This is a genomic window from Streptomyces rimosus, from assembly GCF_008704655.1.
GTDB lineage: Bacteria > Actinomycetota > Actinomycetes > Streptomycetales > Streptomycetaceae > Streptomyces > Streptomyces rimosus.
In genome coordinates, this window is sequence record NZ_CP023688.1 from 2,102,882 (window position 1) to 2,114,871 (window position 11,990).

General features: G+C 69.5%; 9 protein-coding genes. 1 reads left to right on the top strand and 8 read right to left on the bottom strand.

Features of this window, described 5'->3' with window-relative positions; genetic code table 11:
* The first annotated feature begins 45 nt into the window (after positions 1-45).
* Positions 46-438, top strand: a complete 393-nt coding sequence (locus CP984_RS08675; RefSeq protein ID WP_030185688.1) for an NYN domain-containing protein — start codon at positions 46-48, stop codon at positions 436-438.
* Positions 439-456: 18 nt separating this feature from the next.
* Here CP984_RS08675 and CP984_RS08680 read toward each other — a convergent pair whose 3' ends face one another.
* From CP984_RS08680 to CP984_RS08715, 8 genes are all read right to left on the bottom strand, one after another.
* Positions 457-2,046, bottom strand: coding sequence for an amino acid permease (locus CP984_RS08680; protein ID WP_078575301.1), 1,590 nt, complete (start codon positions 2,044-2,046; stop codon positions 457-459).
* A 325-nt stretch (positions 2,047-2,371) separates the two neighbouring features.
* On the bottom strand, positions 2,372-4,342 hold the full coding sequence (gene dxs / locus CP984_RS08685; RefSeq protein ID WP_003985643.1) for a 1-deoxy-D-xylulose-5-phosphate synthase: 1,971 nt from the start codon (positions 4,340-4,342) through the stop codon (positions 2,372-2,374).
* Positions 4,343-5,201: 859 nt separating this feature from the next.
* Positions 5,202-6,485, bottom strand: a complete 1,284-nt coding sequence (locus CP984_RS08690; RefSeq protein ID WP_003981062.1) for a sugar ABC transporter permease — start codon at positions 6,483-6,485, stop codon at positions 5,202-5,204.
* Positions 6,482-7,276, bottom strand: a complete 795-nt coding sequence (locus CP984_RS08695; RefSeq protein WP_030181907.1) for an ATP-binding cassette domain-containing protein — start codon at positions 7,274-7,276, stop codon at positions 6,482-6,484. The genes CP984_RS08690 and CP984_RS08695 overlap by 4 nt, the downstream gene beginning before the upstream one ends.
* 72 nt (positions 7,277-7,348) lie before the next feature.
* Positions 7,349-8,458 carry a substrate-binding domain-containing protein gene (locus CP984_RS08700; RefSeq protein ID WP_003981064.1) on the bottom strand — a complete coding sequence of 370 codons (1,110 nt, stop codon included), beginning with the start codon at positions 8,456-8,458 and terminating at the stop codon, positions 7,349-7,351.
* 149 nt (positions 8,459-8,607) lie between these two features.
* Positions 8,608-9,885, bottom strand: coding sequence for an ROK family transcriptional regulator (locus tag CP984_RS08705; RefSeq protein WP_003981065.1), 1,278 nt, complete (start codon positions 9,883-9,885; stop codon positions 8,608-8,610).
* 255 nt (positions 9,886-10,140) lie between these two features.
* Positions 10,141-11,052, bottom strand: coding sequence for a carbohydrate ABC transporter permease (locus CP984_RS08710; RefSeq protein WP_003981066.1), 912 nt, complete (start codon positions 11,050-11,052; stop codon positions 10,141-10,143).
* Complete coding sequence (locus CP984_RS08715; protein WP_003981067.1) at positions 11,052-11,975, bottom strand: carbohydrate ABC transporter permease; 924 nt, start codon at positions 11,973-11,975, stop codon at positions 11,052-11,054. The genes CP984_RS08710 and CP984_RS08715 overlap by 1 nt, the downstream gene beginning before the upstream one ends.
* Positions 11,976-11,990 lie beyond the last annotated feature (15 nt).

Below are 11,990 nucleotides of genomic sequence, written 5' to 3' on the forward strand. Positions count from 1 at the left end.
GGCCGCGTCGTACGACAGGAGTTTTCCGCGTGCCACGCTGGGGCCATGAGCACTCTGGTGGTCGTGGACGCGGCCAATGTCATCGGCTCGGTGCCCGACGGCTGGTGGCGGGACCGCCGCGCGGCGGCCGAACGGCTGCGGGACGCACTGGCGGAACAGGCGGCCGACGGGCTCCCCGGGCTCGCGCCCGACGGGCCGCCCGTCCGGCTGGTCCTCGTCGTGGAGGGCGCGGCGCGCGGTGTGGCGCCGCTGCCCGGGGTGGAGGTCGTCGAGGCGCCGGGCAGCGGCGACGACCGCATCGTGGAACTGGTACGGGACGCGGACCGGGGCCCGGACACCGTGGTCGTCACCGCCGACCGCGGGCTGCGGGCGCGCGTGACGGCGCTGGGGGCCCGGGTGGCCGGGCCCCGGGCCGTACGGCGCGGGCGGAGCGGCTGACCGCCACGCCCGTACGGCTCAGCTGCCCTGCCCCGGACCACCACCCACGGGACCGGTGGCCGCGTTCCTGCCCCCGGGCCTGTTCATCCGGCTCCGCGACCGCCCGTACGTGAAGTAGACGACGAAGCCCACGAGCATCCAGATGCCGAACCGCAGCCAGGTCTCCGCCGGCAGGTTCAGCATCAGCCACAGCGAGGCCAGCACCGACAGCGCGGGCACGAACGGGACCAGCGGGGTGCGGAAGGAGCGGGGCAGGTCGGGGCGAGTGCGGCGCAGGATGACCACGCCGATCGCGACCACGACGAACGCGAACAGGGTGCCGATGTTGACCAGTTCGGCGAGCTCGTCGATCGAGGTGAACCCGGCGACGACGGCGACCACGGCGCCCAGGGCGATGGTCGAGCGGTACGGGGTGCCGAAGCGCGGGTGGACCTGCGAGAAGATCTTCGGCAGCAGGCCGTCGCGGCTCATCGCGAAGAAGACCCGGCTCTGGCCGAGCAGCAGGATCATGCAGACCGAGGTCAGGCCGACGGCCGCGCCGAAGCTGATCAGCCCGGCCCAGAACGGGTGCCCGACGGACTTGAACGCGTCGGCGAGCGGGGCGTCCGTCGACAGCTCGCTGTACTTCTGCATACCGGTGACGACGATCGAGACGGCGACGTAGAGCACCGTGCAGATGGCGAGCGAGCCGAGGATGCCGCGCGGCACGTCCCGCTGCGGCAGACGGGTCTCCTCGGCCGCGGTGGCGACGATGTCGAAGCCGATGAAGGCGAAGAAGACGACCGCGGCGGCGGCGAAGATGCCCATGATGCCGAAATTGGCCGGGGTGAAGCCGAAGATCAGCTGGGACAGCGGTGCCGCCAGGCCGTCGCTGCCCTCGGTGGCCTTGCTCGGCGGGATGAACGGCTGGTAGTTGGCGCCGCTGATGAAGAACGCGCCCGCGACGATCACGAGCAGTACGACGGTGACCTTGACGGCGACGATCACCGAGGTCACACGGGACGACAGCTTCACGCCGACGACGAGGACGGCCGTCAGCACCAGCACGAGCACGCACGCGAGCAGGTCGAACCCGAAGGTGCCCTCATGGGTGCCGGACAGCCCCTGTGGCAGATGGACCCCGGCCGTGTCCAGCAGCGAGCGGACGTAGCCGGACCAGCCGACGGCGACCACCGCGCAGCCCAGCGCGAGCTCCAGGATGAGGTCCCAGCCGATGATCCAGGCGGGCAGCTCGCCCAGCGAGGCGTACGAGAAGGTGTACGCCGAACCGGCCACCGGCACGGTCGAGGCGAACTCCGCGTAGCAGAGCGCGGCCAGCGCGCAGACCAGGCCCGCGGTGACGAAGGAGAGCGCGACGGCCGGGCCGGCGGTCTCCTTGGCGATCTTGCCGGTGAGGACGAAGATGCCGGTGCCGATGACGACGCCGACACCGAAGACAGTCAGGTCGAGGGCGGAGAGGGATTTCTTGAGCGCGTGTTCCGGCTCCTCGGTGTCCCGGATCGACTCCTCGACCGTCTTGGTCCGGAACAGGCCGCTGCGGCGCACTCGCGCGTGCTCCCCGCCGCCGCGTTCCGGTCCGTGTGCCGTGCCCCGCTGTGTCCTGCTCATGGGCCAACCTCCGCCTGGACGACCGTCGCGACTCGTGAACTGACCGAGTCTGCGCAATGGTCGGAACGAGTACGGTGCGGCGGGCCTGTGCGCGGCGGGGATTCACCCGATGGTACGGACGGGTGGATATGCCGAAGGGCCGGTGAAAGCACCCGTTCGGGTGGCCCACCAGCCCATCGTATGACCGTTCAGCGATGTTTGTGCAGTGTTGCGCGTCGGATTTGTGCGGCCTTGAGCGGCGCCGGAGTGACCGGTGGACGGCCGATGAAGCCGTTGACCGGCTGGTGTACGTACGTCCGCGTACGTACACCAGCCGCATCCTCCGTCAGTCGCGGGCGGCCTCGGCGCGCTCGGCGTCGTCCACGGAACCCACCGACTCCGCGGCGTCCACCGACCGGTCCGTGCCCTCGTACCGACCGTCGATCTTCGAGACCAGACCGGTGACCTGCCGGGCGATGTCCGGCGCGGTGAGCCCGATCTCGGCCAGGATCTCCGCGCGGGAGGCGTGGTCGAGGAAGCGCTCCGGAATACCGAAGTCACGCAGCGGTACGTCCACGCCCGCGTCGCGCAGCGCCTGCGCGACGGCGGAGCCCACACCGCCCGAGCGGCTGTTGTCCTCGACCGTGACCACGACGCGGTGCGCGTCGGCCAGGCCCGGCAGCGCCGCGTCGACCGGCTTGACCCAGCGCGGGTCCACCACCGTCGTGGAGATGCCCTGCTTGTCGAGCAGATCGGCGATCTCCAGGCACATCGGCGCCAGCGCACCCACCGACACCAGCAGCACGTCGGGGCGCTCCACACCCTTCCCGGGCTCCCGCAGCACGTCCATGCCGCCGACCCGGCCCACGGCCTCCACCGCCGGGCCGACCTTGCCCTTCGAGTAGCGCACCACGGTCGGCGCGTCGTCCACCTCGACGGCCTCGCGCAGCTGGGCCCGTACCTGCTCGGCGTCGCGCGGGGCGGCGATCCGCAGGCCCGGCACGACCTGGAGCAGCGACATGTCCCACATGCCGTTGTGCGAGGCGCCGTCGTCACCGGTGACACCGGCGCGGTCCAGGACGAAGGTGACCCCGCACTTGTGCAGCGCCACGTCCATGAGGACCTGGTCGAAGGCGCGGTTGAGGAACGTCGCGTACACCGCGAAGACCGGGTGCAGGCCGCCCGTCGCCAGGCCGGCCGCCGAGACCGCCGCGTGCTGCTCGGCGATGCCCACGTCGTAGACCCGCTCCGGGAACGCCTTCGCGAACTTCTGCAGGCCCACCGGCTGGAGCATCGCGGCGGTGATCGCCACGATGTCCTCGCGCTCCTGGCCCAGCTTGACCATCTCGTCACCGAAGACGGAGGTCCAGCTCGCGCCGCCGGAAGCCACCGGCAGGCCGGTGTCCGGGTGGATCACGCCGATACCGTGGAAACGGTCCGCCTCGTCCTGCTCGGCGGGCTTGTAGCCGCGCCCCTTCTCGGTCAGGCAGTGCACGATGACCGGGCCGCCGAAGCGCTTGGCGCGCTGGAGCGCGGACTCCAGGGCCTCGATGTCGTGCCCGTCGATCGGCCCGACGTACTTCAGCCCCAGGTCCTCGAACATGCCCTGCGGCGCGATGAAGTCCTTCAGGCCCTTCTTGGCGCCGTGCAGCGTCTCGTACAGCGGCTTGCCGACGACCGGCGTGCGCTCCAGGAGGTCCTTGCCGCGCGCCAGGAAGCGCTCGTAGCCGTCCGTCGTGCGCAGGGTGGCCAGGTGGTTCGCCAGGCCGCCGATGGTCGGCGCGTACGACCGCTCGTTGTCGTTGACGACGATCACCAGCGGGCGGTCCTGGGCGTCGGCGATGTTGTTCAGCGCCTCCCAGGCCATGCCGCCGGTCAGCGCGCCGTCCCCGATCACCGCCACGACATGATCGTTTTTGCGCAGCACCTGATTGGCCTTGGCCAGGCCGTCCGCCCAGCCCAGCACCGTCGACGCGTGACTGTTCTCGATCACGTCGTGCGCCGACTCGGCGCGCGAGGGGTAGCCGGACAGGCCCCCCTTGCTGCGCAGCCTGGAGAAGTCCTGGCGGCCGGTGAGCAGCTTGTGGACGTAGGACTGGTGGCCGGTGTCGAAGAGCACCTTGTCCCGCGGCGAGTCGAAGACCCGGTGCAGGGCGATGGTCAGCTCGACCACGCCGAGGTTGGGGCCGAGGTGACCGCCGGTCTTGGAGACGGCGTCGACGAGGAACGTACGGATCTCCCCCGCCAGCTGCTCCAGCTGCTCCGGCCCCAGCCGGTCCAGATCGCGCGGTCCCTTGATACGGGTCAGCAGCGCCACCCGTGCCTCCTTGCTGTCGAGCTGGTTCGGGCGATTCGTACAGATTCGCCTGGTTGTAGCTGGCTCTGGCTGGTCGACCTTGTCGATCTGCCGAGTCTAATGTTCCGCCTGCGGCGACGGATAACGGGCCGTGCGATGTATGTCACGCGGATGGCCGGTTTGCGGACGCGGCCTCCGGCCGCGGAAGCGACGTGGGGTGGCGGACGTCGACATCCGTGCTGCGTGGTGGGGGTGCGCGTGGTTCCGCGCCTCGCGGGGCGGTGTTTGGGGGCTGGCGAAATATGGGCTGTGGGTGGGGGGCGTCTGGTGCGCGGTTCTGCCCGGTGGGGGGCGGTTGCCCCGGTGGGGGTGCGCCTTGGCGCCGGGGGTTCGGTGGGTGGGGGCTCGGGGCCCCGCAGGGGTCACTCCTCGGCGCCTGGAGCGGCCGAATAGTTTGGACGCAACCGGGGCTTCGGTCGCCTGCGGGGAGACCCCTACGTGTCCCCGAGCCCGCGCCGTGGGCGGCTTTCCCGCCGCCGTGGCGGGGGTCTTTTACAGACCCCTGGCGGCCGGACCCATGCGGCCCCCTCCGCATGACGCGGAGCCGCCCCGGGCCCTGCGCATGCGCATACGCGAGCTTCTCCTCATGGGGGGCGCGCACCAGGCTTCTTTCCCCCTCCCCCCACCGGCCCGCACTCGCCGAACCGACGGGAGGGGGTGTGCAGGGGGACACTCCCCGCAGGCGACCGTTACATGGTTGCGTCCAGACATGACGGCCGCTCCAGGCGCCGAGGAGATGGCCCCCTGGGCACCCCCGCCCCACAGACCAGGCAATGCGTATCCGCGCGAAGCGCGGGCCAGACCCCCACAAACCCCGAGCTTACGCTCGGCCCGCCGTCCGCTGCGTCCTCCGCGACACCGAGTCGATGACAACCGCCGCCAACAGCACCGCACCGGTGATCATGTACTGGACGGCCGACGCGATACCCAGCAGCGCCATGCCCGAGGCGATGGACTGGATGACCAGGACGCCCAGGAGCGCGGACCACGTCTTGCCGCGCCCGCCGAACAGGCTCGTACCTCCGATGACCGCGGCAGCAATCGCGTTCATGAGGAGGCTGCCCGCCCCGGAAGACTGGTTCGCGGCGTTGATCTGGGAGGCCAGGAACATGCCGCCGACGGCGGCCATCGTGCCGGCGAGGGAGAAGACGGAGATGCGGACGAACGCGACGTTGATGCCCGCACGGCGGGCCGCCTCGACGCTGCCGCCGAGGGCGAAGACCTGGCGTCCGTACGTGGTGCGCCGCAGCACGAAGTCGAGGGCGACGACGACGCCCAGGAAAATGACCACGGCGAGCGGCAGCCCCTTGTACTGGTTCAGGAGCCAGGCCACCAGATAGGCGGGCACGGCGAGAACCACCGTGCGCAGCACGGTTTCGCTGAGCGGCCTGCTCGGGACGCCCGCGGCCTCGCGGCGGCGGGAGTCGAGGAGGGAGAGGCCGAGGAAGGCCAGGACGGCAACCGTCGCCAGACCGTACGCGGCGGCCACATCCGTGAAGTAGTAGTTGGTGAGCTGGGCGACGAGGCCGCTGTCGTCGAGGTTGATGGTGCCGTTCGATCCGAGGATCTGGAGCATCAGACCGTTCCAGCCGAGCAGTCCGGCGAGTGTGACGACGAAGGCGGGGACGCCGATGCGGGCGAAGAAGAAGCCGTGCAGGACTCCGGCCACGGTGCCGGTGAGGAGGGCGAGGATCAGGGCCGCCCACTCCGGCATGCCGTTGTTGATGTTGAGGACGGCGAAGACCGCGGCGGCCAGGCCGCTGACCGAGCCGACGGACAGGTCGATCTCGCCGAGGATGAGGACGAAGACGATGCCGACGGCGATCAGTCCGGTGCCGGCGGCCGTCACGAAGAGGTTCGAGAGGTTCTCGGCGCCGAGGAACGCGGAGTCCTGGAGCTGGAAGACGAGGCCGATGATGATGAGGCCGACGATGACCGGGAGGGAACCCAGTTCGCCGCTGCGCATCTTGCGGCGGAATTCGTCGAGGTAGCCCTTGAACCCCTGCTGCCGTACGAGCAGCCGCGGGTCCACGGCGATAACGGCACCCTCGGCGGCGCCTCCGGCGCCCTCGGCGCCGTCGGCCTTGGAAAGGTTGGTGGTCACTTCCGGCCCTCCGCGGTATCCGTACGCGCCTTGCGCCGGGTCACGGCGTTGTCCGTGGCGCCGGTGATGGCGGAGATGATCTCTTCCTGGGTGGTGCTGCGTACCTCGAACGTGCCGTTGTTGCGGCCGAGGCGCAGTACCGCGACCCGGTCGGCGACGGCCTTGACGTCGGCCATGTTGTGACTGATGAGGATGACGCCGAGGCCGCGTTCCCGCAGCCGTTCGACCAGGTCGAGGACCTGGGCGGTCTGTTCGACGCCGAGCGCGGCGGTGGGCTCGTCGAGGATGACGACCTTGGGCTCGCCGAGCAGTGAGCGGGCGATGGCGACGGTCTGCCGCTGGCCGCCGGAGAGCGAGGCGATGGGGATGCGCACGCTCGGGATGCGGATGGCGAGCGTGCCGAGCAGCTCGCGGGAGCGGCGTTCCATCTCGACCTCGTCGAGCACCCCGGCGCGGACGATCTCGCGGCCGAGGAAGAGGTTGCCGACGACGTCGAGGTTGTCGCACAGCGCGAGGTCCTGGTAGACGGTCGCGATGCCGAGTTCCTGGGCGGTGTGCGGCCGGTCCACGGTGACCGGCCGGCCTTCCCATTCGATGACGCCGTCGTCGGCGGGGCCCACGCCGGCGATCGCCTTGACGAGGGTGGATTTGCCGGCGCCGTTGTCGCCGACCAGGGCGACGACCTCACCGGGGTGGATCTCCAGTTCGACATCGGTGAGCGCCTGTACGGCGCCGAACCGCTTGGAGATCCCGCGCAACGCCAGCACGGGCGTAGCGGACACGTGAATCATCTCCTTCGCCGCCTGACCGGCGGGAACGCGCCGTCCGGCCCCTGGCTGGCGGGGCCGGGCGGACGGCCGGGCCTACTTCAGGCCGGCCTCGGCGCAGGCGGACTGGAACTTGGCGGTGCAGATCTCGGCCTTGGTGAAGAAACCTTCCTGGCCGACATACTTGGAAATATCCGCCTTGGTGAGCGCGAAGGGCGTCACGATGACGGACGGCACCTTCTTCTCGGTGGCGCTGTCGACGGTGGACTTGGCGATCCCGTCGAGCTTCTTGCCCTGGGCGAGCGCGACGGCCATCGACGCGGCGGCGTCGGCCTCCGGCTGGTAGGGCTTGTAGACGCTCATGAACTGCTCGCCGGTGAGGATGCGCTGGACGGCGGAGAGCTCCGCGTCCTGGCCGGTGACCGGCGGCAGCTTGGTGAATCCGGCGCTCTTGAGGGCGGTGATGATGCCGCCCGCCATACCGTCGTTGGCGGAGTAGACGCCGATGATCTTGTCCTTGCCGAGCGAGGAGATGGCGCCCTTCATGTTCTCGTTGGCGTTCTCCGGCTTCCACTCCTTGGTGTCGTACTCCTTGCCGATCTTGACCTTGCCGTCGAGTACGGAGTGCGCGCCGTCCTTGTACATCTTGGCGTTCGGGTCGGTGATGGACCCGTTCATCATGACGATCTCGCCCTGGCCCGCCTTGTCGCCCAGCTCCTTCAGGAGCGACTCGCCCTGGATCCGCCCGACGCGCTCGTTGTCGACGGAGGTGTACGCCTTGATCGGGCCCTCGGCCAGCCGGTCGTAGGCCACCACGGGTATGCCCTTGTCGTTCGCCTTCTTGACGGAGGCGGCGATGGACTTGGCGTCCACCGCGTCCAGGATCAGCGCGTCGACCTTCTTGGTGATCATCGTGTCGACCTGCTGCTGCTGGACGGAAGGGTCCTGCTTGGCGTTGTCGTAGAGGATCTCGGTGTCCTTGCCCGCCAGCTCGCGGATCTTCTTCTCGATCAGCGGCTTGTCGAACCGCTCGTAGCGCGCGGTCTGGTTCTCGGGCAGCAGGAGGCCGATGGTCAGCGGCCCCTTCTTGTCCTTCTTGGTGTCCGAGTCGCCGCCGGCTTCCTTGGCGGAGCCGCAGGCGGCGAGACCGAGGGCCATGGAGACGGCGGCAGTGGCCACGGCGGCACGACGCAGATGCGTGTTCACGGTGAAACCTCCCTGACGAGGCCGCGTCGTTGCGGCCGAGGTGGCTGGAAGTCAACTCGGCCGCTCGCAGACCGTCAAGGAGTAAATACTTAACGAGATGACAACGGTGCCATGCGTTAGCTGTGTGAACTCAGCGTGCCTCGTATACGTCAGGCAATGGCCGAGGTACCGGTGCCACCGGCCGGCCGGGCACCGGCCACGGCGGGCACTCCGGGAGCCGTACGCGTACCCGACGGCACCGCTGCGTCGGCGGGCAGCGTGCCGTCCAGCAGCGTCGAGTCCCCCATCTCGCTCAGGACGAGCGCGAGCGCGCCCAGCACCTCCGCGCGCCCGCCCAGCGTCCCGGGCACGATGCTCAACTGCCGCGCGGCGCTGGGGATCGCGTACCGCGACACCGATTCCCTGATCGGCCCGAGCACCAGCTCCCCGGCCTCCGCCAGGTCGCCGCCGAGCACCACCCGGCTCGGGTTGAGCAGGTTGCACAGGTTGGCCACGCCGCTGCCGATGTGCCGCCCCACGTCCCCGATCACCCGCCGGCACCCGGGGTCGCCCTCCCGGGCCAGCCGGACCACCTCCGCCATGGTCAGGTCAGGCCCGTGGCTGGGCTGGAGCAGGGGGAGCACGTACCGCGCGGCGGTGAAGGTCTCCAGGCAGCCGCGGTTGCCGCAGCGGCACACCGGCCCGGACTCGTCCAGCGTGATGTGCCCGATCTCGCCGGCCGTGCCGCCGGGGCCCCGGTAGATCTGGCCGCTGATGACCAGACCGGCGCCGACGCCGCTGGCGACCTTGATGTACGCGAGGTCGGCGGCGCCGCGTCCGCTGCCCCACACCAGCTCGCCGAGCGCGCCGAGGTTGGCGTCGTTGTCCACGTACACCCCGACGCCGAGCCGCCCGGCCAGCTCCTCGCTCGGGTTCGTGCCGCTCCAGCCGGGCAGGATCGCGGTCGAGCCGAGCGTGCCGGACTCGACATCAATGGGCCCGGGGACGCCGAGGCCCACCCCGATGACCTTGCCCGCGCCCACGCCGGTCGTCTCGATCAGCCGGTTGACCAGGCGCTCGGCCCGGTCGAAGCCCTCCGCGGCGGAGGCGTCCACATCGATCGGCTCGGTCTCCTCGGCCAGCACCTGGTGGGCGAGGTTGCCGACCGCGACGCGCAGGTGGGAGTGGCCGAAGTCGACCCCGACGACGATCCCGGCGTCACCGGAGAGCGAGACGCTGCGGGCCCGGCGGCCGCCCGCCGAGGTCGGCGTGACCTCGACGGTCCCGGCGTCCTTCAGTTCCCGCACGATGTTGGAGACCGTGGCCGCCGACAGACCCGTGGTCCGGGCGATCTCCGCCTGGGTGAGCGATCCCGCCATGCGCACCGCGCGTACGACCCGCTCCAGATTGGCCCGGTGCAGCGAGGACTGCGAACCCGGAGTCTCCATCGACTCATCCACTCCCGCCTGTAGCGCCCGGCACGACGACCGGCCGCCGGCCGGGTCACACCGACGGGACCCGGCTTGTCTCCAACATGTGAATCTAAGCTGACGTGCCAGGGTCCGGTTACGTCAAGTCCTCGACCGGGTGCACCGGGCCTGTGGCCAAAACCCGGCTGTTCTCCAAGCAGCCCAGTGGCCCCCGCGGATCGGCGGGGGCCGCTGTGGCGTACGGCGTACTGCCGGCCGGCACGGCGCGCGGAGCTACTTCAGCGCCCCCGCCGTCAGGCCCGCCACCACCTGCCGCTGGAAGATGATGTACGCGCCGAGCACCGGCAGCATCGCGATGGTCAGGCCCGCGAACAGGCCGGACCAGTCGCCCTTGTACCCCTGGCTGACCGCCAGCGCGACCAGGCCCTGCGTCAGCACCTTCTTGTCCGGGTCGCCGACGTTGAGCACCGTCGGCAGCAGGTACTGGTTCCACTGCCCCAGGAAGTTGAAGATGCCGACGCTGATCAGGCCCGGCTTGGCCATCGGCAGCATGACCTGGAAGAACGTACGCGTGTGGGAGGCGCCGTCGATGAGCGCGGCCTCCGCCACCGACGTCGGCAGCGTTCTGAAGAACCCGCTGAGGAAGAAGACGGTGAACGGCAGGGAGTACCCGATGTAGACCAGGATCAGGCCGTGGTAGGTGTCCAGCAGGGCCATGTTCTTCATGACGAAGAACAGCGGGACCAGCGCCAGGATGATCGGGAAGCCCATCCCGCCCACGAACAGGAAGTAGATGAAGCGGTTGCCCGGAAAGTCGAACCGGGCCAGTACGTACGCCGCCATCGAGCCCAGCAGCATCGTGCCGATCAGTGAACCACCCACCACGATCAGCGAGTTGAAGAAGTACTGGCCCATGTTGGCCTTGTCCCAGGCGCGCGCCCAGTTGTCGAAGTGCAGCGCCGACGGCAGGCCCCAGGGCGAGCCGAAGATCTCCCCGTCGTCCTTGAAGGAGCTGATCACCGCCCACAGCAGCGGCATGGTGACCAGCAGGCCCCAGATGATCAGGACGCCGTGCGAGAAGACGTTCAGGACGCGGCCCTCACCGCTTCCGCCGCCCTTGCGGCCCTTGCCGCCCGCGCCGTCCCGGCCCGTCGCGGCCGGGGTCTCGGTGGTCTGCACGCTCATCAGAACTCCAGTCGCTCGCGCCGGCCCAGCCGCATGACGATGGCCGAGAAGATCAGGGTCACTATCAGCAGGGAAACGCCGATCGAGGTGGCGTAACCGGCCTGACCGTCGCGGAAGGTCTTCTGATAGACGTACAGCGGCAGGACCTCGGTGGAGTAGTCGGGGCCGCCCGGCCCGACGCTCATGATCTGCACGAACGCGAAGGCCGACACGTCCAGCGCCAGAATGCCCATATAGATCCAGCCGGTCTGCACCGTGTCCCAGAGCAGCGGCAGGGTGATCCGGAAGAACGTGTTGAACCGGTTGGCTCCGTCCAGCAGCGCGGCCTCGTAGAAGTCCTTCGGTATGGAACTCATGCCGGCCGAGAAGAGCACGACGTAGAAGCCGACATTGGCCCAGATCATCGCGCCCATGATGCACCAGAGCGCGATCTGCGGATCGCCCAGCCAGTCGGGCTGCACGCTGTCCAGTCCGATCGCCTGGAAGAACGCGTTCAGCGCGCCGCTCTCCGGGTTGTACGCGAACTGGAAGAGCAGGGCGACGATCGGGATCGACAGCACCTGCGGGAAGAAGTAGAGAATCTTGTACGTGCCCGATCCGCGCACCCCGCCGATGACCGCCTTCTTTCTGCGGCGGCCACCGACGTTGAGCATGAAGGCGAAGAAGAGCCCGAGCGAGAGCGTCACCACCGGCAGCAGCAGCAACAGCGTCACACTGTTTCCCACCGCGGCCCAGAAAACGCTGTCCTTGAAGAGGCGCGCGTAGTTGTCGAACCCGACCATTTTCATGTCCGAGCTCAGGCCGGTCCAGTCCGTGAAGGAGTAGTAGATCGCCTGCACGAACGGCGATATCACGAAGATCGCGTATATCGCCAGCGGGATGACCAGGAACCCCACTATGAAGCGGTATTTACCGTGCTGCATGACTACCGATCCCGT

Coding starts and splice junctions, on each gene's coding strand:
- CP984_RS08675 (WP_030185688.1), top strand. CDS start 46: ATGAGCACTCTGGTGGTCGTGGACGCGGCCAATGTCATCGGCTCGGTG.
- CP984_RS08680 (WP_078575301.1), bottom strand. CDS start 2,046: ATGAGCAGGACACAGCGGGGCACGGCACACGGACCGGAACGCGGCGGC.
- CP984_RS08695 (WP_030181907.1), bottom strand. CDS start 7,276: ATGATTCACGTGTCCGCTACGCCCGTGCTGGCGTTGCGCGGGATCTCC.
- CP984_RS08705 (WP_003981065.1), bottom strand. CDS start 9,885: ATGGAGACTCCGGGTTCGCAGTCCTCGCTGCACCGGGCCAATCTGGAG.
- CP984_RS08710 (WP_003981066.1), bottom strand. CDS start 11,052: ATGAGCGTGCAGACCACCGAGACCCCGGCCGCGACGGGCCGGGACGGC.
- CP984_RS08715 (WP_003981067.1), bottom strand. CDS start 11,975: ATGCAGCACGGTAAATACCGCTTCATAGTGGGGTTCCTGGTCATCCCG.